The organism is Legionella moravica DSM 19234 (assembly GCF_000423305.1).
GTDB lineage: Bacteria > Pseudomonadota > Gammaproteobacteria > Legionellales > Legionellaceae > Legionella > Legionella moravica.
Genome location: NZ_AUHS01000015.1, coordinates 113547 through 137585, shown reverse-complemented (window position 1 = coordinate 137585; position 24039 = coordinate 113547). Strand labels below are relative to the sequence as shown.

Genomic DNA, 24039 nt, shown 5'->3' with positions numbered 1-24039 from the left:
AAAAGGAAAACACCATTATTTAACGACATAAACCATTTAAATGGGCATTTATACTTTAATTTGAGCAATAGTCTGGATAATATCGTGTCCCAAACGTTCAATAAATAGGGCTTTAAGATTACCTGAAATAATGAGTTGGGCTTTATTGTCATTATCTCGTTCGAACCAAATATTTAAAATGTTTTTCTCCACCATCCTGTCGCCTTGATGTGTTTTTACCGGAACCAAATCTAATGCAAACAATGGCATGTCGTTCGGGTTTGAAATAAAATTATTCATAATATTAAGATTAATAAAAAAGCAATTTTTTTTACTGGCAATAAACACCTTAAAAAACATGCTTAATATGCGATAGTCCAATCGATATTTTGAGAACAATCGCGAATAAATCCTCGATAAACCACCCGTTAATGCAGTACTGATTTTGTTATTTTCCCATCCCTTTTTTAATAAACACCCCAGTTTGACAATGATGGGACACGATTGATAAGGAGATGTAGCAGTAATGGATTGTTGTACCTCTTTAGATAAGTGCAAAAAATCCGACGCATGATTTAAATTAATTTTGAGAATATCAGAACGGACAAATAGACCAATGGATCGGTCATACTCTTCATTATCACGTGTTGATTTTACAAGATTAATGGCAATCAATTGGTTTTCGTTATTTAATACATAAGGCCTGACACAACCAGAAGCCGCGGCCGTCAAACTATCCGTCAAACACAAACGATGCCTGGAACAGTATGCTTCCAATTGGTCAACCATTTCATCAGAAATAGTAAAACAGGAGGTATTGATTGCTCCACCTTTTTTAAGGATGTACTCCTCCGGAAAACATAAATACGGTACATCCGCCAAATACTGCTCCCAGAAATTCATATTTTTTTTCAAGTCTTTTTGCGTTCTATGAATATCCTTTACAACATAATCTTTGAACTGTCTTCGGTCAGAATACAAGGCTATTTCTTTATTATGCAAAGCCGCCAAATAATAATTGGACATGTTAATCCAAAATATTCCAGGTGAAACTTCGTCACTGATTAGATGCGAAAGAGCGATTTGCAGTTCAAAACATTCATCACCCAATTGAAATATTCTTAGCCTGAATAAATGATTATCCCTTTTCCAGGAGCAGTGTTGTAGCACATCAAGAGACTCACTTAATTGTGCTTCTTGCTGCTCAAAAGACAAATTGCCAATATCAATGACTTCTGCTTGAGGCGGAGGCAATTCTTGCCCTTGCTGAATGGGAGCAAAACGGTGAATACGATAGCTCAATATCGGATCCGTTTTACAAACACTCTCTAATGCAGTATTGATAACGTTTATATCGAGTGAACCTCGAAAACGCTTTCTGTCAATAATATTGAGTATCTTCGCTTTGGGATAAAATGCTCTCATGAGCCAAAATAGAAACTGTAATTCGCTTAATGGAATGACGTGATAATCTGAAGCCATATCCGACTGAATTGACTGTGATTCACCAATAATTGGAGCCTTTTCAATCCTTTTAGCTAATTGCGTGATGGTTGGAGCACTATAAACATCCCTCAACCAAATATCTTTTTTTAAACTGGATCTAATTTTAGTAAGAATACGTGCTGCAACCAAAGAATTACCTCCCAAATCAAAAAAATCATCATCAATATGAATATTCGGTATATGAAGTCCTTGCTCCCAAATCCTTTTAAGGACGAGCTCTAAATCCGTGCCTGAAAAGGGCTTCTCATCTTGTTCGAATGAATGAGGTACTGGAAGTTTTGAGCGATCTATCTTCCCGTTAGACGTTAAGGGAAGAGCTTCTAAAAACTCAAAAAAAGAGGGCATCATATATTCTGGGAGTTGCGCTGCCACAAAAGCACGCAACTCGCTCAGGTTAAGCCCAATTCCTTGCTGTGGGACGCAATAGGCGATTAATTGTTTTTCAACAAGCGGCCCGCTATCCCAGGTATTGGCAATAACCGCCACTTCTTTCATTCCCGGATAATTCATCATACAGGATTCAATTTCTTCAGTTTGAATTCTAAAACCTCGAATCTTGACTTGATTGTCTTTACGCTCGACAAACTCAAGACTTCCATCGGGTAAAAAGCGACAATAGTCTCCTGTTTTATAAAGGCGGTCGGAACTGTTATCACTAAAGGGATCGCGAATGAACTTCTGTTCCGTACTTTCTTTACGATTTAAATAGCCTTTTGCAACACCTTGACCACCAATATACAATTCGGCAATTTCTCCAGGAGGTACAGGGTTTAAAGATTCATCCAGAATATATAATTGTGTATTTAATGCAGGCCAGCCAATGGGTATTTTATCTTTAAACCGAGCAATATTATTTTTATCGACTTTAATCCATGATGTCGCTACCGTTGCTTCAGTAGGCCCATATTCACAAAACATAATGTGATCGGGAAATTGATGCAGCCAATCCTCAAGATCTTTAGCAAAAAGTGAGTCGCCACCGAAGACAATATATTGTAACGAAAGGTGTTTTTGTTCACTTAAAACAGCCTCTTTTAAATTTCTAAAATGCCCCGGAGTTGATTTAATTATTGTTACTTGATTCTGCTCTAAAAAGTTCATATACAAATAGGGATCTTTTTTTGTTTCAGTAGGACATATGACTATTCGCGCCCCTTGCATCATGGGAAAAAGAGTCGTTGCCACTGCAAAATCAAAAGAAACCGACGACGAAAAATCAAACACATCATTTTGATGCACAGCCAGCGCCTTACTGAACCAGTGAATAAAATACAGGACGTTGCTGTGAGTAATCATGACACCTTTAGGGGTTCCGGTAGAACCAGAAGTATAAATTATATAAGCCAAATCATCAGGTTGATTGAGAGCCGTCGGATTGTTTGTCGAATAGTGATTCAATTCGGAGCGCTGTTGATCAAAACACCACTTGCGGGATTTAATGGAGTCAAACAACTTTAGCTCGCTAGACTGAGTCAATATCACATCTGCGTTGGTATCTTCCAAAATGAATCGAATACGTGAAACAGGATTATCAGGATCCAAAGGAATATAAGTACTGCCTGCTTTGAGTATGCCCAAAATACTGATGAACAAATCAAAAGAAGGTTTCATACATAAGGCAACCATCATTTTTTTATTGCCCGAGAGTTGACGCAAATGATGTGCCAGTTGATTTGCTTTTGCATTCAACTCTGAATAAGTCATTTTTTCGTCATTTAGTATAAGCGCGGTATGATTCGGACTGTTAGCCACATGCTCTTCGAATAATGTCGGTAAAATGTGATGAAGGGGAACATTAGATTCTGTTTTTACCAATTCATGATAATTATTTTTCAGTTCTTCCATATCAATACTCACAATCCCTGTCAGTATTTAAAGTCTAGAACAGTTTGCATTTTTTTGCGTATTCATCACGAAGCAACATCATGATTTGGTTGATCTTTATCTCAGATATTTGTTCATCCAATCTGTATAGCGTTGCAGTCTGTCTACCAAATAACTGGGAACAGACAAGGAGTGATATTCATTCGGATAAATCACTAATTGTGTAGGTATGTTTAATGATTTCAATGCCTGATACAATTGCTCTGAACCTTGGCAAGGTACGTTAAAATCCAGCTGTGCGCATAGAAACAAGGTAGCGGTTTTAATGCGATACGACTTCATAAATGGATAACTTAATTTCATATATAAATCGGGGTGTTCCCATGGTTTTCCTAGTTCCAATTCATATTCAAGGCTGTATTGATCTGCCCCGTAACCCGATAAAACATTAGCTGATCCTGCACCAGAAAATGCGGCTTTAAACCGAGTGTCACTGGCTATGACATAATCAGTCAGTATTCCCCCATAACTCCAGCCACCAACTGCCAATCGTGCGGGATCAGCAACTCCCAAAGAAACGGCATAATCTACAGCAGCCAAAACATCTTTAACATCAAGATTACCCCAATCAGCATAGATGGCTTTGGCAAAATCAAAACCCCTTCCAGAACTACCACGAGGATTGGGGGCAATAACCACATAACCATTGGCAGCAAACCATTGAAATTCGAAATTGAATTCATGGCTGAATTGATAGACAGGCCCACCATGAAGATTTAAAAGCGCCGGATAATTCTTTCCTTTCTGATACTGAATGGGCTTCACCAATAATCCCTGAATCAGGGTTCCATCGAAACTTTTGAATTGTATGTCCTCTGCAGGTTGAAATTGTACTTCATCCAAGATTTTTTTATTGTGCTGAGTTAAGGGAATCAAAGGAGTAGCTGTCAAAAACAATTCCGCAGGATGTACATCATCCGTACTTAACACAATAATCTGATTTGTTCCTAATACAAAATCCATATCAGTTCGTTGTCCATCGGTTATCCGAGTAACCTGACCGGTTGCACTGTTAATTTTATTCAGTGACGTAGTTCTACTTTCCTCGATTAAGGCATAAATACTTAATCCATCAGGTGACCATTTAGGCTTATAGAACCATTTATCCATCGGCGCAATGATCGATTCACTGCCATCCGAGACACGAACCACAGCCAGTTGCGTTGGCGAATAATAAATCCATTTATCTTCTTTACTGCGTAAGTATGCAATCTTAGTGCTGTCCGGACTCCATGATAAGTTGGACTCCAAATCAGGGTCCATATCACTCCCCATATAATGAGTCAGCTGTTTTTCCTTGGCATGCGCGATCGGTTCAATAATATAAATATCATAATTTAAATGTCTGTCAGCATCTTTTCCTCGTTTTGTAACATACGCAATGTACTTACCGTCGGGAGACCAGGCGGGTAGATATTCATCGTGTTCACCAGAAGTCAGCATCGTAATTCGACCATCAGCAATATCAACCCGATACAAATGATCATAAACATCAGTCAGATAACCGCTTCCATCAGCTTTAAATTGAAACCGGTTCACTACTATCGGCTTGTCTACTAATTCATCATCTGAATTGTCTGTTTCATTACCAATAAAAGCGATGCTCTTTGAATCAGGTGACCAGACAAAATCGCTGATTTCACCTTGAGTATGAGTTAATTGATGGCCCGTTCCTCCCTTCGCAGGCATGAGCCAGATTTGTGTGGTATTTTGCTCTCCGGCATCCGAAAGATAGGCTATCCAGGTACCATCTGGGCTCCATTTGGGAAGATAATTGGTTTCCTCTTGTGAACGGGTCAGTTGCTCGGTGTGTTGTCCATCGAGAGATACTCGCCATATGTTACTAAATGACGAGTCTGTATCCTCATTTAATTGGCTGACGCTGTAGGCCACCCATTGGCCATCGGGAGATACATCCGGCTCACTTACATCAGCAATACGATATAAGTCATGAAGTTCAGGAACCCTTTTTCCAGTCCATCCATTTTGACAGATGCATACACAAAAAAAGATACAGAAAACAATACGCTTCATGTCAACAAGTCCCTGTTGTACTTCATTGATTATTGAATTGACTGAATCTTATATAAAAAAGTATAGGTTATAATCGAACTTTCTCAGTAAAGAGAAAAAAATCTCTGGTATATCTTAGCTAATGAGCACGCTTTTGCGCGCACGTTGATTACTCCCCCACGCTTCGCGCGGTGGAGAGGGGATTTGATCGAAAGAAGCTCAATTTCCCCGGATACTATTGAGCCTACGCGAGTAAGACCGATTTTTATCATGAAGTTTAATTCAAGACCATTATTAAGCTTAAAATATAAAAATCGTTTAGACATAAAGCAAAGAAAGCAGGAATAAATGGATGAGTTGTCAATATCAACAAACACTAGGCTATACTTCTGATATGTACTTTTTTTAAAAAGGAATCATAACTATTTGAGTTGTTCAGCTCGTTGTATACAGAGTTTGCAATCAACCATAAATCTTTTCTTTTCCTTGTGACGTCAAGTAGATGTTCACACCACGTGGTCTGATAAAGCGTATAGAACAAGAGTGTTATGATGCCGTACAGGAGCAAGTAAAATGCCAAATGATAGAATCACCTCAGAATTATTCAAAGAACCACCCAGAAAAAAACATAATGAAGAACATCACAAACTAATCAATAAACAATTAAAATCAGAAATGGTAAAAGAACCTATTGATTTGGACAAAATTAATACCTTGCTTGACGCAGGTGCTGATATTAATTCGGTTTCTAATCACGGTATTTCCCTTTTAATGGTTGTGATTGCTGCAAATAATAACGCCCTATTTGACAAGTTGATGACAAAGGGGGTTAATGTGAATTCAATTGATAATAATGGATTTAATGCATTAATTACTGCTGCTGTTATAGGTAATGAGTATATGGTCAGAGAGCTTCTGAAAGCCGGAGCTGATCCTCTGCATAAAAATCAGGTGCGGCATCGCATGCCTCCAGTACCTGGCTTGTTGGCCTCAGAATGGGCCAATTCAAGGAACAATACAAACATAGTTAATATTTTAAGAGCTGCTGAACAAGCAGCATTAAATCAAAATTATTCGAGGCATTCTCTTTTACCTCCGATACCAGTACAACCTCGACCAGATGCTAAATCTGCAGCCCAAACCTTCAATTTTACCAGCCCAGCTCCCTCTATACTGCAAAACCCACAACAAGCAGTTCCAACAACCAGCTTTAACTCTATAATACCTCCCTTTCAACAGCCTAAAGTGTCAGCTCCATCGCCCACTTCTCCTGCTCCGAACGTACAGAAGCCTCAATCTGCTCCACAAACAAATCCTGTGATAGATTTATCTCTGGCGATTAAATTAAATAAAGATTTAAATGAAATTAAAGGCATAATTCAACGAGGTTCAATTAACATTACGAAACTCAACTCTATGTCTCAGAGTTATCTGGTTGAAGCGGTACAGCATAATCGTCTCGATGTCGTTTGCTATATTATTGGCAAAAGGGTTGATTTAGATCAGGAGCATAACGTGTACCTACCCGGACGCCCAGCGATACCTTTACCGAATCAACCTAAAACTACAGCTTTGATTGAAGCAGCACGTCGAATAGAAACAGCACAGGACCTGGGTGAACTAAAAACAACCTGTGCCATAATTAACACACTAATCGATCAAGGTGCAAATATCTATAAAAAAGATTCGACAAACAAAAATATGTTGGATTATTTGCTTCCCAACGTGGAAGCTCATCCACATAAAGTATTTTTGATCGAACAATTGCAACGAAAGATTCCACAATTGTCTACCCTGCATCAAGAAAAAGTAACATTAAAAACTGAATCTGCAGTGGAATTATCTTTATTAGAAGACTTTAACAAGACAATGATTCTGTTTATGGACAAAATTAACCAGCTGAAAAATCGAAAGAACGAAGAAAAACAGGACTCAAAGACTTACAGATCACTGCAAGAGGCAGTAATTACAGCCAGTACGCTTTATGAACAATTAAATCATGAAAAAAGCTGCTTTATGAAAGAGATAACCCCACAAAGTTATGAGCTTTTTGAAAAGAACTGCAAAGAACATATTAATACTGCGCGACCAGTTCTTGACAAACACAGAGGGTGGTCTCAATTTTTAGTTAATTTAGTAATAGGAGTCACAACTTTAGGCGTGGGATTACTTATCAAAGGAGCAGTCAACCTGGCAAATAATAAAAACTTTTTAGACGTTCATCAAACGGACTCGTCCAAAAAACTGAATGAAATCGAAGAGAGCATCCAACATGCAAACCCTCGACCTGGAGCTAAGTAAGAAATGAATTCTTGTGGAAGGTTCATAGATGCGGATTTTAAGGCTCCAAAGCCCATCTAGCATTGCGCTAATATGGGCTTTGGGCTTGACTGGGTGAGAGAACAGTTCTTTCAATACCATTATACAAAGGATACCCTAATTTTTACGATTAGCAGTTATTTTAAATGCCACCGTTACTTCATCTTTGATTGCATCAGTACTGGCCCATTCACCTTGACCAACACCAAAAGTACTTCGCTTAATAGACGCAGTGCCATTCACCAAAGCATGATTTTTGGGTGACTCTTCCGCAGTAAATGTTAAAGTAACTGGTGCTGACTTATCCCTTATCGTGAGGATACCATCTGCCTCATAAGTTTTTTCACCAATTTTATTAAATTGGGTCGCTTTGAATTCCGCTTTCGGGAACGCTTTTACATCAAACCAATCCGGAGCTTCCAGGGTTGTTGTAATATCCGCATAAGAAGCTGTAATTGATGTCATATCAATGACTATATGAATTGAACTAGCTTTATAATGTTCTGGATCAACGAAAATTTCACCGGTAAACTTTTTAAAAGAACCAGTAACCGGAGCGTTATTTTGCGTACCAGTAAAGGTTAGCTCACTTTCTTCAGGTACGATGTCCCATTGAGGTGATGTTGCTGCGGTCACAGTATATGAGAAACAAACCAATAATAAACCGAAAATCCAGTAAAAGCCTGATTTCATGGCAACATTCTCCTTAATATGTCATCCTTGTTAATAAAATGGTGCTTTAAAGCTGCAGCGGTATGCAGCATGATTGCAAGAATAAGAGCATACCCAAGCCATTCGTGTATCCATTCAAACAACTGTCTATTCTGTTCGTTTGGTGCAACAAGATTTGGCAAGGTAAATAAACCAAAGAACGAGGCAGGTAATCCAGCTGAAGAAGTAATAAGCCAACCGCTGATGGGCATGGCAAACATAAAAACATAAAAAGCCCAATGCATGCTTCGTGCAGCTATTTTTTCCAGTAGAGGTATAGCCAGCTCTGGCATTTGATTGCTCAAACGCCAGATGATTCTTAATATCGCCAAAAACAGCACCAGAAAACCAAGTTCTTTATGCCACCCATAGAGCTTTAGTTTCTCGAGACTAATGGGAAGATTGACCATATACAAACCCAAAATCAATAATCCAATGATCAGAATTGCAATAACCCAATGTAAAAAGATGGCAACGATGCCAAAACCTGATCTGCTATTTTTAATGTGCATGACAATACCTTATTTTTTATCCTGATACGCTTCAGCCCCTATTTGCAGAGTCACTTCATCCCCCAGATTGGGAAGTAAAGTATCCATACCAAAATCGGAACGTTTTATCGTTCCAGTTGCAGTAAATCCTACCGTATTTTTGTTGTTAATCGGATTCACGCCCACTTTATTAAGAGTCACATCAAGAGTCAGTGGTTTACTTACTCCGTGTAAGGTCAATGTGCCCTCTACTTTTGCTGTTTTATCACTTAATACATCCACTTTATTACTTACAAAGGTTGCTTTGGGAAATTGAGCCACGTCGAAGAATAATTTCCCTTTCAAGTGTTTGTCTAATTCAGGAATACCCGTGACAACATCCGCCACATTAACCGTCACATTCACTTTACTTTGATCTGGATGATCTTTATCAAGTACAAGATCGCCACTGGCATACCATTTACCTGCCTGACTGGAAAAACCTAAATGGTTAATAGTCCAGAGAATATAGGTGTGTTGATTATCCAGAGTAAACGTCTCTGGTGCTGAAAAAGCCATGTTGGAGCATGACCACATAGTCAGAATGGATAAGATTAAAGAAGAGAACGATCGTTTCATGTGCATTTCCTTATGAACAGTTATGATTAGACTGAGTGTAGTTTATTTTCCAGCATCAAGGGAACCACCAACAATTTTTTCGCACAACCCTTTTGGCATAAGCAAAAAAGCGTCTTTTTGGTTGTCTTTCGTTGCGGAACCCGCACAAGATGCCGTAGCAGTCGCGCAATCATTCATACCTGTCTTGACGATTCCGTAGCATTTTTCAGTAGCAGAAGCTGGATCTGTGGTATCTGCCATAGCATTATTTGAGGTAGCCAGAACAAAAAATGCAGCCATGGCTGAGTGAATTATTTTTTCTAACGGGGGCATCCCTATCCTCCAGATTCATTGAATAACAGCAATTATTGACAACGCCTCACTTAATTCCCAAAGTCGCCAGACGTTGGGAATGCATTGATCAATTGTCAACACTATGTAATATTAGTACAGGATTAAATTATAGGATCGCGCTTAAATAGTCAAAAGCTTTTCTTGCGTATTCCAAAGGTGGTGCTTTACCTGGATCCTGCTCGGCCTCAACGATCATCCATCCTTCATATTGAGCCTGCTTCAGTGCTTTAAAAACCGAGTTAAAATCTATTGCTCCATCGCCTGGAACGGTAAATACCCCTGACCGCACTGCATTCATAAATGATAATTGCTGTTGTTCTGTTTGTTTTAATACTTCCGAGCGTATGTCCTTAAGATGGACGTAACGAATCCGGTCCCCATATTTGGCGATTAAATTTAATGGATCAATTCCTGCGAAAGCAGCATGACCAGTATCCAGTAATAGAGAAAGGAGTTGTGGACTGGTATTCTGCATCAGATAATCAATTTCATGCTCATGATACACACCAGTTCCTGCGTGATAATGATAAACAATGGTCATATTAAAGTCATAAGCTATTCTGCCCAAGGCATGAAGCCCATTAATTAAATGCCCCCACTGCTCCTGACTGAACTCGGGTTTATAAGGGCTGATTATTGCTTGTTCTGTTCCCTGAATTGCATGCCCACATTCACACACATTAATATAAGATGCCCCCATTGCCCGCATGAAGCTCATATGATCCATAAATCGGGATAAAGTACTTTGGTATTGGCTGGGATCAGTAAAAAAGGTACTGAACCATGCACTGGATAACTGAAGACCTTGCGCTCCTAAAGCATCTTTTAAAACTGTAATGTCCCGTGGATATTTATTACCCAATTCGGTACCAATATACCCAGCCAGGGCCATTTCCCTGATGCACTGTTCAAAGCTGATGTCTTTACCTAAATTGGGATCGTCATCATTACACCAGTTAATGGGAGCAATGCCTAATTTAATATTCATAATGTATTCCTTAATACTAAAGGTCTAATCTCAGACTGGTGCTCTTTCACAGGCAACTTGGCAACCGGTTACCAGTGTCGACCAGCCATAGCTTTTAAAAATGAGCATTGTTCAATTACAATCCCCATTTCCATGCGTCGATATTAATAGAGTCTGACGTGCTCAAGCTGTTCATTCATTTGCTGATATGCTTTAGAGACTGCATCGGAGCTGGAAACTTCCGCAACCCCAACTCGCCACCAGGTTTGATATCCTTGACTCATAGTCTTTGGCAACACAGGCAAAACAATAACATTTGCAAGCAAATCTTCTTTGGCTTTTTTTAAGGCCTCCCCCAGGTGCTGGTATGAATCGGCAAAATACGTTTTAGCACCCAGAGCTGCAGCATATTGACAAAAATCTATAGGAAGATATTGACCTGTTAAGCGGTTGGTTTCCAGGTTTCTGTACCGAAATTCAGTACCAAACCCATTACTTCCATTACCCTCCTGTAAATTTCTGATGCACTGAAATCCATGATTATCAAAAAGAATAATCGTAATTTTCTTTTGCTCCTGAATACAGGTTAACAATTCGGAATGCATCATAATAAAGCTACCATCACCTACCAATACATAAACCTCACCCGGTGTGTTTTCTTTAGCGAGTTTAACACCCAATCCTGCAGCAACTTCATAACCCATACACGAATAAGCATATTCCAAATGATAATCTTTCGATTGTTTTGATTTCCATAGTCGATGCAAATCACCCGGTAAACTGCCAGCAGCACAAATAACCACATCATCTTTCGATGCAAAACGATTCAATTCAGCCAATACAGCGGTTTGATGCAAGCCTTTACTGCCTGAATCAGGAGGTGTACACACACGGTGCACTTCCTGTTCCCATTCTGATTTATACTGCTGAATTAATCGTTGATAGTCTGCAGGGCTTTGATAGTCCCCAAGACAGGTGTCTAACTGTTGCAATCCGGTTTTGGCATCCCCTTTCAGCATCAAGGCGTTCATTTTCATCGCATCAAGACGAGATACATTTAAATGAATCAACTGAGTCTTACCGTTTTTAAACCCCCATTTTGACGCTGTAGTAAAATCCTGCAAGCGAGATCCGATGACTAAAATGACATCAGCCTGTGCGGCCAATATATTAGCGACTTCCGAGCCAGTCACGCCTATCCCTCCAACGTTCATGGGATGGTCGCTCGATAAACTGCTTTTACCCGCCTGCGTTTCAGCTACAGGAATCGCATGACGCAAGGCAAACTGAGAGAGTACCTCTGTAGCCAAAGAGTAATGTACTCCTCCACCTGAGATAATAAGCGGTCTTTTAGATGCCACAAGAACGTGCATTGCCTCAGCAAGTGCCCGATCACTTAAGGGCTCTCTTTCGATGTGCCAAAGCCGCTTGTCAAAGAATGAACGATCATACTCATAGGATTCAGCCTGTACGTCCTGAGGCAAGCATAAAGTTACAGCTCCGGTTTCTATTGGATCGGTTAATACCCTCATCGCATTCATACACGCAGTAAGTAACTGTTCTGGTCGTGTAATTCTGTCCCAATATTTACTCACCGGTTTAAAGCAATCATTCACCGAAATGGTGTAATCATGAGGAACTTCCAATTGCTGCAAAACAGGATCGGGCTGTCTGCAACTGAACACATCACCAGGCAACAGTAACAAGGGAATACGGTTGGTGGTCGCTGTGGCTGCTGCCGTAATCATATTGGTAGCACCAGGACCAATTGACGAAGTACAGGCAATAATACCCAACCGATTTTTCTGTTTGGCAAAAGCTGTTGCAGCGTGTGCCATACCCTGTTCATTATGACCTTGATAGTAAGTGATTCCACAATCGGCATATTCCAGAGCTTCGCCCAGACCGGTCACATTGCCATGTCCAAAAATACCCATTATTCCATTAACAAACCGATACTCAGAACCATCAATAACCACATATTGATTGGCTAAAAACCTTAGTAAAGCTTGAGCCATAGTCAATCTGACTTTCATTACATGCACTCCTGAATCTTATTTATTATTCCACACTCTTCGATTGGCTTTTTCTGTCCTGGTCCACTCATGCTCCTTGCGAAAAGTAGGCATGCCATAAGGATTATCTTTTAGATGACGGATAAACCATAGGGTATACAACGCATAACCCGGGGCTGCACAATGAGCATGCTCCTGGCCATCAGCTATTTGATAGGTATCATTGTGTTCGATCCGCAACACTTCTTTACCATGTTCGCCAAAAGCATAGCCTTGCGGCTCAGAAAAACGGTAATGGTATATTTCTGGTTGATCATGATAATGAGAGGGATAACTCGACCACCGCCCCTGAAACGTTATAATTTCTCCAACAACAAGATTTGATTCAGGTCTGTTTCGTTTATCAAATACCGTTCTGACAATACGATAAGAAGTATCATCCAGAATGTTTTTTCCTCTGTCATCCAGTTCCAATAGATTGGATTCATCAAAAAGTACTGGTGCAAAATAACGATCGTTTAGTGTTTCAATGAGTAAAATTTCACAATCACTTTGTGCTACAACTGAAGCAATTTGACCAGATGCACAATGCAAAACCACTGGAGCTTGAGAAAAATAATCAAAGCGCTCTGCCTGGATGATTTGATTATCAAACTGAAATTGTACTTTTCCCGTGAGCAATAAAGCGGCAAACTCATAATGAACATCAAACGAATACTGTTGACCCCTAGTGAGTTTGAGAGAGCTAAAATGCATACCCGTATTATGATGTGCTTGGTTAATATTAACGATACGATTCAGGCCATTGATAAAACCCTGAGGATTTTTGATCAGGCAAGAAGACGATTCCAGTTGCCGGTGCTGGTCATGCAGTTGCATCAAATAGCTGCTGTTCCAGACATTGGGATCTCTATCGTACTCCTTGATGAAATAATCTAACTCGTCCTTGAACGGTATGGCAGGAGCACAGCCATGCCGAGTTACAACCAGTGCCCCACAAGCATTACCTGACGCCGTTGCCTCTTCCCAGGATTTCCCTTGCAATAAGCCGGACAATAAACCCGACATGAACCCATCACCGGCACCCAGAACATTAAGCACCTCTACTGGAAAAGGTCGAGATTTTAAAACCGGGATACCACCACCAAAATCTACTGATGCCCCCTGCTCACCAAGTTTAATTACCACAGGTGCCGTGGAGACTGATCTGATGTAATTTAAGGAAGTGGAGAGATCATCGTACCCTCCTGCAATACAAATTTCTTCTTCAGTACCAACAATTAAATCGCAATAAGGAAGTACCTCCTGATAAGCTTTGCTTACTTCCTGGCTTTGACAATAACGAGTCTCACCATTCCCCAAGGCAGTTAATCCCCAAAGAACAGGCCGATAATCCAGGTCAAGTATCACTAAAGTTTCAGCAGTTCTGGCCAGCTGAATCACCGTCTCTGTTGTTTCTCGCATTGAGGCCGTAGATAAACCTGTTCCAGTAATTAACAATGCTTTGGATTGCTCCAAAGCAGATTTGGAAATTTGCTCCGGCATTAACTGCATATCAGCACACTGATTACGGTAGAATATCAGGGGAAAATCATGAGGTGGTTTAACTCCCAACAATACCAGTCCAGTTAGATGCTGAGCTGTTTCATACAGCAAATCAGTATTCACTCCTTCCTTGCTTAATTCCTGCTTTAAAAAGGCACCCATTTCATCTTGACCAACACAGGAAAACATCATGGTTTTTAAACCAAGCCGTGAAGTTCCAACGGCTATATTACCCGCGCAACCGCCTAAATATTTTCTAAAAGAATGGGCATCTTTTAGTGCACTGCCTATTTGCTCTGCATACAGATCCACTGCAACACGTCCCATACAGATCAAATCGACAGGACGTTTTGAATCATAATAAAATTGAGGGTACATCTTTTTTCCTTAATCTAAACATACTGGTAAACGAGTTTCCAAAGATTGTTTTGCCGCTTTGGCAATACGCAATGTCTGTAAGCCATCCTCTCCTGACACAGGGCTGGGTTTATTGTTTATCCAGGCATCATAAAAAGAAACCAACTGAGCAATAAATGCCTGATGATAACGCTCCAGGAAAAAATACTGAGGATTAGCATGTCCTGTAGAGCTCTTCGAATAATGATGCACTGAATTCTCCAGCTGATTCGCCGCCAATAACATGCCTTTCTCACCAAAGACTTCAATTCTTTGGTCATAGCCATAAACAGCCTGTCTGCTGTTATCAATAACCGCCAAAGTGCCGTTTGCAAAACGTAACTGAATTATTGCAGTATCTACATCATCATACTCTGCAAATTCAGGATTAATCAGCACAGCTCCCGTAGCATACACTTCAGTGACCTCGGATTGAGCTAAAAAACGTGCCATATCAAAATCATGAATGGTCATATCCATAAACATACCGCCAGAGGTAGCAACATATTCTTTAGGAGGACAAGCGGGATCACGAGAAGTGATTTTGACTATATGAGTTGAGCCAATTTCTCCAGCATGCACTCGTTGTTGCAGGTTGGCAAAACTGGGATCAAAACGTCGATTAAAACCAATTTGCAACAATGTGTTATTGGATTTAACCAACTCAAGCACGTCAATAATTTCATGCTCATCCAAACCAATAGGCTTTTCACAAAATATCGCTTTCCCGGACTCACTTGCCGCTTTGATGTGTTCCAAATGCAGGGTAGACGGTGAAGCAATTAAAACGGCATCCAAATCAGGATGAAACAAAACGTCTTCGATCTGATTGGATAAATTGGAAACAGCCAGTCTTTGAGCCCATTGTCTATCCAGACAAGGATCGGCTATCACCTGCAAATCAAACTGTGGCAAATGATACTTGATATGCTCTGCATGCAGTTTGCCAATCCTGCCCGCCCCGATAATCCCAATACGACATAGTTTAGTATTCATCATAATTAATCCATAAGTAATTCAAATTGTTTGGTTTTTCTTTTACCTGACACCGGTTGTCCAATGTCTCTAACGCGTATTCCAGCCATCAATTGTTGCTCTATCTTCTCCAGTGAAATCCCCGTTGTTTCGGGTACAAAGTAATAAATGAAAGCAAATGCCAATAAACAAAAGGAGCCAAACAGGGAAAAAGTAAGAGATTGACCGAAGGATTGATATACCGCCAGAAACGAAATAGAGACGACAAAATTCGCCCCCCATTGCATGACTGTTGCAATACTCATCGCTAGGCCGCGAACCTGAAGAGGATAAATTTCAGAGATTAAAACCCAAAATAATGATCCGACACTGATGCAATAACCAATAACGTAAGAAGTAAATAATCCGAGAATCCAGTATTTTTGACCCGGTAGAGAATAATTAAACACCAGACTCACAGCAAACAGGCTCAAAGCGGCAATCAAGGTACCGCTTAAAAGCAACACCCGCCTGCCTAATTTATCAATACACAACAAGGTAATCAGAGTAAACAAAAAATTGATTGCGCCCATACAAAAGGTTGCCAAAATGGCATTTTTTACTGGAGAAAAACCTGCAGACTCAAAAATAACCGGACCATAATACATCACTGCATTAATACCCGAAAATTGTTGAAACAACCCAAGCCCGATACCTACCATTAAAACAGCGGCAATTGGAGCCTTGAAAAGCATATTGAATTGAGGTTTCTGATTATCTAAATGACTGTTAATATCTTCCAACTCTTTTTGAATGTTGTACTCAGCGGGCCGGATGCGCCTTAATGCCTTTAAGGTTTCATCCCTGCCCTGTTTTTTCATAATCCATCGTGGCGAATGAGGCACAAAAAACATTCCAATAAACAATATCAGAGCGGGAATGCTGCCCATCCAAAATAAATAGCGCCAACTAGCGGATGAGTAGTCATGAAACAGATATCCGATTAAATAGGCAATGGCCTGGCCAAATGTAATAGTTAGGCCATTGATTAAAACCAATGTACCTCTTCGATGAGGAGGGGCAATTTCCGAGATAAATAAAGGAGCGATATAGGAGGCAATACCGATACAGACACCAATAATAAAACGTCCTAATAATAGGGGATAGAGAGAATGAGTCAGAGCACAAATGGCAGTTCCTGCCACGAATCCCAATGCCACAACTTTGAGTAAAGAACGTCTGCTCACCCTGTCTGCGAAAAGACCGCTTAAAGGAATGCCGAGAACACACCCCAATAAACTGATACTTACCACCACCGACCATTGCAGCTCGGAAAGATTCAGCTGCTCCACCACCTGATCTTTTACATCAGCGATGACGCTTGAATCAAAACCAAATAAAAAACCACCAAATCCCGCAATAACGGCTACAACCAATACAAATGAATTCATTCCCTTGTTCATGTGAACGTATATCCTTATTTATAGCGTTAACGCAAAGGATGTTATCACTGTCTGATTCCAATAAACATATCAGGTAACTAAATTTATTGGATGGTGTCTCAAACCGTCAGGCTATTTAAAGGACAAACAACACCAACCTCAGCAAATGCTTCAACAACAGCATGCTTGGTGTATTTTCTATCTATAGCAGCCTGGATTACACCACAAGCGGCAGCTTCAAAATGAGTTCCTGATGTCCAATAATTCATATTTGCGTCAACCATGACCTGAAATGCCTTTCTAATGGACCAATCTGTTTTTTGCGATAATATATAAAATGCCTTGTTAAATACGCCGCTGGTTTGATGAACATCCAGGCTGTCATTATAGGAACGAGCATGATCAATGGACATTCCGTCTTTGACCGGGTCATCCATATATCTTAAAGGCAATCCACCAATTGTTGCCTCCCGTCCTATAGACCAATCAAACCCGTCCCAATACCAAGGATAATCTTTACGTAAATAATCCAGCATGGCAATTGAAGCCATATCTGAGAAAGCTTCATTAATCCCACCCGACTGCCCTGAATAGATAAGATTGGAATACAAACGCGTAAAATTATGGGTGAGTTCATGCGACAATGTTCCCTGAGCTGGCGCAGTTAACAAGGTATCGCCATCCCCTATAACAATTTGTTGATGAATTAAATACAAGCCTTTCACTTTAACGGAGGGTACAGCGAACGCATTATCAAAATTTTTTAAATGGGTATAAGCGCGTAAGGGCAAATCATCTCCAAGAGGTTTTGCTACCCCATAATATTTTTTATACATATCCATAGTCACTCCAGCAAAATACATGGTGTCATTCACTGAAGAAAAACTGTAATTAGCAGGAGCAGTATCGCCATCATTTTTATTGAAATAATGTGTTTTTTGACTGCAAGGATAGTAAAAGGTCGGTGGCTTCTTAAAGACTTCTACCAGGCTCAAAACAGGAAAAGAAGCTTTATCCATATCTGTTTGTGCTACATTGATCACTCTGATTTCTGGTGTTTCCACATAGCAATTGCCTCCTTTCACAGTTACATCAAATGTTCCCAGAGAAGGAATTCCTTCTTGAACAGTTCCATGCTGAAAAAGTCCCGATCTATAAGGCAAAATGAATACATTTCCCCCAAGACCCTGCCCAATTTTTTTATGAGTTAAATCATCCCACTGCTTCAGGATTTCTCCAGTATGCGCATCAACAATATAATTAGGTGCTGCAACAGAATGAATCACGTTATTGGTGTATGAGGAGACATGATAGGCAAGATGAGATTTATTTTTTGAATCCAGATAAATAATTTTTTCACTGTTTTTATACATTATTTTATCTGTATTGGTACTCAAAACCTTAGTTTCAATCTCCTCTGCCGTATAATTGCCGTTTGTTTCTTTTATATCGTCTTCAATTCCAGAGACATCGACTCCTGTCAGATACTCTTTTGCATTAATTGCTTTATGGTGTATTAATTCATGACCCCATACAGGAATGTTTTTATAATAGATTTGATAACGAACATGTTCCAAACTGGAGTTTGACTCTTTTTCTATTAGTTTTAACTGGTAATTGATTGATTTTGCCGGACCAGTCGCCTTCAATAAACCCGATTTGGCCGACACTGCCGCATGGTACTTAGTTAAGATATGACGATCAGCACCCCAAACAATTTTTTCTGAGGCGGCTTGTGCCGTTACAGTTACCAAATTGATGAATAATAAAGAAATGATCCTTGTGTTCATAACATCTTCCTAATTGATTATTACAGAGCTAAATCCTTTAGCACCCTACTTCTCTCGCAGCAATATATGATAATAAATACTCCCTAAAGAGCATCACATCTGTTAAATAGTCCGTCAATACACCAGTGAACTGGTGACCTTATTTTTTTCACCACGATCAGCAATCGAATGACGCATGTAATGACACACAGCATCCGCCATTAAAGCAGATGATTCAGGATCCCGCCTAAACCAAAGTTCAGGTTCAATCATCTCCAATTCAGAAAGACACAATTCATTGTTATTATCCCACATTACATCAGCACGAGCATAAACGGGTAATTCATCACATTGAGCAATGACTCGTTCAACAAAGTTTATTTCTTCCACTGAAGCAGTATAGGAATGTACAGTCCCCCCAAAATCATCCTGAACTCTGAAATCCCCTTCTTTTACCTGTTTCAAAACCGAATGGCTGTATTTGCCCCCAAAAACCATAAAAGAAACCTCGCCACGTGTAACAATCTGACTTTGAAATTCTTGCAGCAACAGGGCTTCTTTAGCAATCAACTGCTGAAAAATGAGTTCATGTTCATTGACATTGGATGCATCAAAGAGATAAGTATGTCGTGCTGCTCCAGCTATTGCTGGTTTTAAAATGGCTTTAGTCCAGCCTGTTTGCATGAGCAGATGGTTTAAAGAGGTGTTATTTCCTTGTTTTAAAAAAAGGGTTGGGGGAATATTGATTCCTCTATTATGTAATATGCCAAGATAATGCTTGTCCATATTCCAACGAATAACTGAATAAGGATTGATCAATTGTACCTTCCTGGACATCCTGTTCAACCACTGATGAAATTCGGCGAATCGATGAAAATAATCCCATGTAGCCCTGAATAAGGCAAATTGCGTGCTGTTCCAATCGAAATCAGAATTATCCCAAAAAGTTCGCGTAACCCGAAGGCCTCTTTGTTCCAGCGCCTCAGTGAGTAGCCGATCTTCCGTGAGCACATGATCGATATAAGGTGTTATTTCAATGGGATTGACATAATCACGTTGAGTCAGGAGAACAATATCATAAGTACTTGCTGTCATTTGTCTAAGTCCATTGAGCAAAAAAAATAGCATAACCATCTTTTGGGTCTAAATCCATACTCAAAACATAAATCTGCAAGCCCTTTACCAGCAGGGCTTTTGACAATTCACCCCACCACTCTACGTGGCAAGATATCTAATTAATAAGCACACTGTTTAACCAATCAAAAAATATGATAAGATAAATTTTTTCTTCCGGGAGTTAATCATGTTTCACAATGCTATTGTACGAACCCCTTCTGCATCACTGATTCATGGTTTAACCACCTCTGCAACACTGGGAGTCCCGGATTATGAGTTAGCGCTCATTCAACATCAAAACTACATCAATGCCTTGGCTCAATGTGGGCTTGAAGTCACCGCACTTCCTCCAATTGATGAATTTCCTGATAGTTGTTTTGTTGAGGACGTTGCTTTATTAACCAATCAAACAGCGATTCTTACCCTGCCAGGTGCAATTTCAAGGCAAGGAGAGGTTAAAGCAATAGAAGAAACCATCAATACCTTTTATAAAGGTAATATTGTTCGGATTCAGTCTCCCGGCACTATCGAAGCGGGTGATATCCTCAATGTGAATAACCATTTCTATATTGGTTTATCCGCCAGAACCAATCAAGAAGGCGCAAGGCAAATGATTCATGAACTGACCGAACGCGGTTATTCAGCATCAACGATCCAGTTAAATGAATTTCTTCACCTCAAAACTGGCGTAAGTTATCTGGATCAAGGGTATTTACTGGTTAGCGGTGAATTAGTGAATCATCCTTCGTTCAATCATTTAAAACAAATCATTATTGATCCAGATGAAGCCTATGCTGCGAACTGCATCATGGTTAATGGAACGGTTCTTTTGGCACAAGGTTATCCTAAAACCAAAAAACAAATCAGTGCGCTTGGATTTCCCTGTATCGAAATAGACGTCAGCGAATTCAAAAAAATTGATGGTGGCTTAAGCTGTTTGTCTTTGAGATTTTAATGAAAAAAAGATTATCTGTATTTAGCCTGACTCTGATCACGGTATGCTCTGTTGACAGCATACGTAATTTACCGGCAGCCGCATTAGCGGGAAGTCAATTAGTCAACTATTTTACTCTGGCATTATTGTTTTTCTTAATCCCCTGCGCTGTTGTCTCAATGTGGTTTTCTAATCAATCACAACAAGGTGTTTATGGTTGGGTAAAACAGGGACTGGGCAAACGTTCTGCATTTTTAGCCATATGGTTTCAATGCGTTCAAAATGTATTGATATACCCTACTTTACTGAGCTTTATTGCGGGCACCCTACTTTACAGTGTATCTCCCGTCCTGGTAGATAATAAAACAGCGCTTTTTCTCATTATCATCACCCTTATCTGGGGATTAACCTGGATCAATTTAAAAGGAATTCAACTGTCCAGTCGCTTCAATTCATTGTGTTCCATTATGGGATTATTGGTACCGTTCAGCCTCATCATTATCATGGGATTATATTGGTGGCTAACTCAAACAGAGCCTCAACAAAACCTTCTACCACAAAATAACTCCTACTCCTGGACCTCTTTAACGGCAATAATTCTTTCATTTTGCGGGATAGAACTTGCAGCGGTACATGCAGAAGACAGTAAGCCCGGGGCATTTTCCAAGGCTGTGTTTATTTCGGTATTTGTCATATTCCTTTCCATGTTATTCGGGTCCATTATACTGGCAATGATCATCCCACCCCAACAGTTAAGTTTCATCAGCAGTATCCCTCAATTAATTCAATTATTTTTTACTAAAATGCATTGCAGCCAATTGGCGGTTATTATCAATGGTCTGATTGCAATTGGCTGCATCGGGGCGGCTAATAATTGGCTAATCGCACCAATCAAGGGATTAGGCTTTGCTGCAGGAGAAGGATTTTTAGACACCCGATTAACAGAAGTCAATCATAATAAAGCTCCAGCCCGATTGTTGATCCTTCAGGCTCTCTGCGTCTCAATCATCAGTACCTTATTTGTGATAGTTCCCTCACTTAACGCGTCCTACTGGATCATGCTCAATGCGGCGACTCAGGTTAATTTACTAATGTATCTGCTGCTTTTTATCAGCGCGATTAAATTGGTCATCACCCAAAAATCATCCTCTAAAATAAAAATAATAGGATCGGCAGGGTTTGGCTTACTCGGAGTTATCATCACCCTTATTGTAAGCCTCACACCACCGCCCTCCTTACAATTTCAATCTCAATTCGTCTATGCACTCTCTGGAGGGGTATTTTTATTTCTTATCGTATTAATCCCGATCTGGAGTCAAAGAAAAAAATCCAGTCTTCTTGAGGCATGAACAACACCTGGACTTATTTTATCAAAAAGCCAATTGTTACCGCGCTTATTCCCTCTCCCTTTCAGGGAGAGGGTTAGGAATTAAAAGCATCTTTCTTTTTTATATTTTTCTTGCAATGAGAACATATTACCCCTTATCCCCTCTCCCTCCCAGGGAGAGGGTTAGGGTGAGGGTAGATTAGAATGCGTATTTTAAAGAAAAATAATATAAATTATTTCATGCGATAATCTGTCATCTATAATTTAATTATTACATCCCACACTGCATCATACGGAGCCAAAATGAAAATATCACGGACGATGATGGACAAAGCAGTAGATGCCCAGATTATTACTCAAGAACAAGCCGATAAATTAATTGAATTCGTAAAAAACCTTCCTGAACAAAGTCCAGGTTTTAACCTCACCAATGTGCTCTATTATTTCGGCGGTCTAATCGCTATTGGTGCAATGACCCTGTTCATGAATTTAGGCTGGGAACTTTATGGAGGATGGGGCATTTTATTTTTGTCAGTATCCTACGCCATTCTCGGCATATCACTAACCCATTCTTTGGATGAAAAAGGATATTATGTACCTGCCGGTATTTGTGCCACCTTCGTCATCTGTCTTACTCCGCTGGCTATTTATGGCTTACAACAAGGAATGGGCTGGTGGCCTGATAATAGCGTCTACCATGATTACCACGTTTATATTAAGTGGAACTGGATTTATATGGAACTGGGTACTTTGGCTTCCGGTATCATTTTGGCCTGGATATACCGCTACCCGTTTATGATTATGCCCATTGCAGTTACTCTCTGGTATATGTCCATGGATCTGACCAGTATGATTGGTGGAGAACACTATACATATGAACTCAGTGCCATGGTCTCCATGTATTTTGGTATTATTTCTGTATTAATTGCTTTTTGGGTTGATGTCCGATCCAGTCAAACTGCGGACTATGCATTCTGGCTTTACATTTTTGGCGTCATGACCTTTTGGGGTGGACTAACCTGCCAACATTCAGACAGTGAGTTGTCTAAATTTATATATATGTGCATCAATGTACTGATGGTTCTTACTGGCGTCATTCTCAGCCGAAAAGTATTCGTTATATTTGGGGCATTAGGATGCTGTTTTTATCTGGGATATCTTGCCTTTCAAGTCTTTAACTTAAGCTACCTGTTTCCAGTAGCCTTAACTGCAATTGGATTTGGAATTATTTATTTAGGCATTTTATGGCAAAAAAATGAAAAGCTATTAACCCATAAAATTAGAGGCATACTTCCCAAACCAATTCAGGATTTGTTGGAGGCTCGAGATGACTACGAGTAATAAAACTCCTGAGCACATAGAATTCAAGAATTTTTCAGAATTCTATGTGTTTTACCTGAGCCAACATCAGAATCCAATATGTAAAGGCCTCCACTACACAGGAACGTCTTTATTCATCCTGAGCCTTATCCTGTTTGTAATTACTTTAAACGGTGTATGGCTTTTAGCAGGCCTAATAGCTGGATATGGTTTTGCCTGGATAGGCCATTTTGTATTTGAACACAACAAACCAGCTACCTTTAAACATCCAATCTACAGCCTCATGGCTGATTTCGTTTTATTTAAAGACTTCCTTACTACAAAAAAGAAATAGTGATAAAGTACTTTCCAGCTATTTACTTTCCTATCCTTACAAGTAGATGATAGATCTGTTCTCTAT

At 39.9% G+C, this 24039-nt stretch carries 18 protein-coding genes; 5 read left to right on the top strand and 13 right to left on the bottom strand.

Going from position 1 to position 24039, the window contains the following annotated elements; translation table 11 throughout:
- Positions 1-48: 48 nt before the first annotated feature.
- Both G543_RS0104535 and G543_RS0104530 read right to left on the bottom strand, forming a co-directional pair.
- Entirely contained in the window at positions 49-3330 is a 3282-nt protein-coding gene (locus G543_RS0104535) for an amino acid adenylation domain-containing protein (protein WP_028383487.1), read from the bottom strand.
- Positions 3331-3426: 96 nt separating this feature from the next.
- A complete protein-coding gene (locus tag G543_RS0104530) occupies positions 3427-5403 on the bottom strand; it encodes a S9 family peptidase (protein ID WP_028383486.1) in 1977 nt (658 codons plus the stop codon).
- A 552-nt stretch (positions 5404-5955) separates the two neighbouring features.
- On the opposite strand from G543_RS0104530, the gene G543_RS0104525 reads away from it, so the two are divergent.
- Entirely contained in the window at positions 5956-7683 is a 1728-nt protein-coding gene (locus G543_RS0104525; protein ID WP_028383485.1) for an ankyrin repeat domain-containing protein, read from the top strand.
- Between the two features lie 135 nt (positions 7684-7818).
- On the opposite strand, the gene G543_RS0104520 is transcribed toward G543_RS0104525, so the two are convergent.
- The 11 genes from G543_RS0104520 to G543_RS17040 form a co-directional block, all read right to left on the bottom strand.
- Complete coding sequence (locus G543_RS0104520) at positions 7819-8394, bottom strand: YceI family protein (protein ID WP_028383484.1); 576 nt, start codon at positions 8392-8394, stop codon at positions 7819-7821.
- Positions 8391-8924 carry a cytochrome b gene (locus G543_RS0104515; RefSeq protein ID WP_028383483.1) on the bottom strand — a complete coding sequence of 178 codons (534 nt, stop codon included), beginning with the start codon at positions 8922-8924 and terminating at the stop codon, positions 8391-8393. The genes G543_RS0104520 and G543_RS0104515 overlap by 4 nt, the downstream gene beginning before the upstream one ends.
- Before the next feature lie 9 nt (positions 8925-8933).
- On the bottom strand, positions 8934-9521 hold the full coding sequence (locus G543_RS0104510; RefSeq protein WP_028383482.1) for a YceI family protein: 588 nt from the start codon (positions 9519-9521) through the stop codon (positions 8934-8936).
- A gap of 42 nt (positions 9522-9563) precedes the next feature.
- Positions 9564-9833: a BufA1 family periplasmic bufferin-type metallophore gene (locus tag G543_RS0104505; RefSeq protein ID WP_028383481.1), complete on the bottom strand. Its 270-nt coding sequence runs from the start codon at positions 9831-9833 to the stop codon at positions 9564-9566.
- A 127-nt stretch (positions 9834-9960) separates the two neighbouring features.
- Complete coding sequence (iolE, locus tag G543_RS0104500; protein WP_028383480.1) at positions 9961-10842, bottom strand: myo-inosose-2 dehydratase; 882 nt, start codon at positions 10840-10842, stop codon at positions 9961-9963.
- 143 nt (positions 10843-10985) lie between these two features.
- Positions 10986-12857, bottom strand: a complete 1872-nt coding sequence (gene iolD, locus G543_RS0104495; RefSeq protein WP_028383479.1) for a 3D-(3,5/4)-trihydroxycyclohexane-1,2-dione acylhydrolase (decyclizing) — start codon at positions 12855-12857, stop codon at positions 10986-10988.
- A gap of 18 nt (positions 12858-12875) precedes the next feature.
- Positions 12876-14759, bottom strand: coding sequence for a 5-dehydro-2-deoxygluconokinase (gene iolC, locus G543_RS0104490; RefSeq protein ID WP_028383478.1), 1884 nt, complete (start codon positions 14757-14759; stop codon positions 12876-12878).
- 9 nt (positions 14760-14768) lie between these two features.
- Positions 14769-15773, bottom strand: a complete 1005-nt coding sequence (iolG, locus tag G543_RS0104485; RefSeq protein ID WP_028383477.1) for an inositol 2-dehydrogenase — start codon at positions 15771-15773, stop codon at positions 14769-14771.
- 5 nt (positions 15774-15778) lie between these two features.
- Positions 15779-17194 carry a sugar porter family MFS transporter gene (locus tag G543_RS0104480; protein ID WP_028383476.1) on the bottom strand — a complete coding sequence of 472 codons (1416 nt, stop codon included), beginning with the start codon at positions 17192-17194 and terminating at the stop codon, positions 15779-15781.
- Positions 17195-17292: 98 nt separating this feature from the next.
- Positions 17293-18963: a M4 family metallopeptidase gene (locus tag G543_RS0104475; protein ID WP_028383475.1), complete on the bottom strand. Its 1671-nt coding sequence runs from the start codon at positions 18961-18963 to the stop codon at positions 17293-17295.
- Positions 18964-19077: 114 nt separating this feature from the next.
- Positions 19078-20037, bottom strand: a complete 960-nt coding sequence (locus G543_RS17040; protein WP_051190579.1) for an ATP-grasp domain-containing protein — start codon at positions 20035-20037, stop codon at positions 19078-19080.
- A gap of 208 nt (positions 20038-20245) precedes the next feature.
- On the opposite strand from G543_RS17040, the gene G543_RS0104465 reads away from it, so the two are divergent.
- From G543_RS0104465 to G543_RS0104445, 4 genes are all read left to right on the top strand, one after another.
- Positions 20246-21013, top strand: a complete 768-nt coding sequence (locus G543_RS0104465; protein ID WP_028383474.1) for a dimethylarginine dimethylaminohydrolase family protein — start codon at positions 20246-20248, stop codon at positions 21011-21013.
- On the top strand, positions 21013-22341 hold the full coding sequence (locus tag G543_RS0104460) for an APC family permease (RefSeq protein WP_028383473.1): 1329 nt from the start codon (positions 21013-21015) through the stop codon (positions 22339-22341). Before G543_RS0104465 ends, G543_RS0104460 begins: the two co-directional genes overlap by 1 nt.
- 281 nt (positions 22342-22622) lie before the next feature.
- A complete protein-coding gene (locus G543_RS0104450; protein WP_028383472.1) occupies positions 22623-23660 on the top strand; it encodes a hypothetical protein in 1038 nt (345 codons plus the stop codon).
- Positions 23647-23973, top strand: a complete 327-nt coding sequence (locus G543_RS0104445; RefSeq protein ID WP_035921408.1) for an Mpo1-like protein — start codon at positions 23647-23649, stop codon at positions 23971-23973. Before G543_RS0104450 ends, G543_RS0104445 begins: the two co-directional genes overlap by 14 nt.
- Positions 23974-24039 lie beyond the last annotated feature (66 nt).

Excerpts from the sequence above, each read along its gene's own strand:
- G543_RS0104475 (WP_028383475.1), bottom strand. The coding sequence starts at position 18,963 with ATGAACACAAGGATCATTTCTTTATTATTCATCAATTTGGTAACTGTA.
- G543_RS17040 (WP_051190579.1), bottom strand. The coding sequence starts at position 20,037 with ATGACAGCAAGTACTTATGATATTGTTCTCCTGACTCAACGTGATTAT.
- iolE (WP_028383480.1), bottom strand. The coding sequence starts at position 10,842 with ATGAATATTAAATTAGGCATTGCTCCCATTAACTGGTGTAATGATGAC.
- G543_RS0104445 (WP_035921408.1), top strand. The coding sequence starts at position 23,647 with ATGACTACGAGTAATAAAACTCCTGAGCACATAGAATTCAAGAATTTT.
- G543_RS0104480 (WP_028383476.1), bottom strand. The coding sequence starts at position 17,194 with ATGAACAAGGGAATGAATTCATTTGTATTGGTTGTAGCCGTTATTGCG.
- G543_RS0104450 (WP_028383472.1), top strand. The coding sequence starts at position 22,623 with ATGAAAATATCACGGACGATGATGGACAAAGCAGTAGATGCCCAGATT.
- G543_RS0104460 (WP_028383473.1), top strand. The coding sequence starts at position 21,013 with ATGAAAAAAAGATTATCTGTATTTAGCCTGACTCTGATCACGGTATGC.
- G543_RS0104520 (WP_028383484.1), bottom strand. The coding sequence starts at position 8,394 with ATGAAATCAGGCTTTTACTGGATTTTCGGTTTATTATTGGTTTGTTTC.
- G543_RS0104530 (WP_028383486.1), bottom strand. The coding sequence starts at position 5,403 with ATGAAGCGTATTGTTTTCTGTATCTTTTTTTGTGTATGCATCTGTCAA.
- G543_RS0104510 (WP_028383482.1), bottom strand. The coding sequence starts at position 9,521 with ATGAAACGATCGTTCTCTTCTTTAATCTTATCCATTCTGACTATGTGG.
- iolD (WP_028383479.1), bottom strand. The coding sequence starts at position 12,857 with ATGAAAGTCAGATTGACTATGGCTCAAGCTTTACTAAGGTTTTTAGCC.
- G543_RS0104465 (WP_028383474.1), top strand. The coding sequence starts at position 20,246 with ATGTTTCACAATGCTATTGTACGAACCCCTTCTGCATCACTGATTCAT.
- G543_RS0104505 (WP_028383481.1), bottom strand. The coding sequence starts at position 9,833 with ATGCCCCCGTTAGAAAAAATAATTCACTCAGCCATGGCTGCATTTTTT.
- G543_RS0104515 (WP_028383483.1), bottom strand. The coding sequence starts at position 8,924 with ATGCACATTAAAAATAGCAGATCAGGTTTTGGCATCGTTGCCATCTTT.
- G543_RS0104525 (WP_028383485.1), top strand. The coding sequence starts at position 5,956 with ATGCCAAATGATAGAATCACCTCAGAATTATTCAAAGAACCACCCAGA.
- iolC (WP_028383478.1), bottom strand. The coding sequence starts at position 14,759 with ATGTACCCTCAATTTTATTATGATTCAAAACGTCCTGTCGATTTGATC.
- G543_RS0104535 (WP_028383487.1), bottom strand. The coding sequence starts at position 3,330 with ATGGAAGAACTGAAAAATAATTATCATGAATTGGTAAAAACAGAATCT.
- iolG (WP_028383477.1), bottom strand. The coding sequence starts at position 15,773 with ATGAATACTAAACTATGTCGTATTGGGATTATCGGGGCGGGCAGGATT.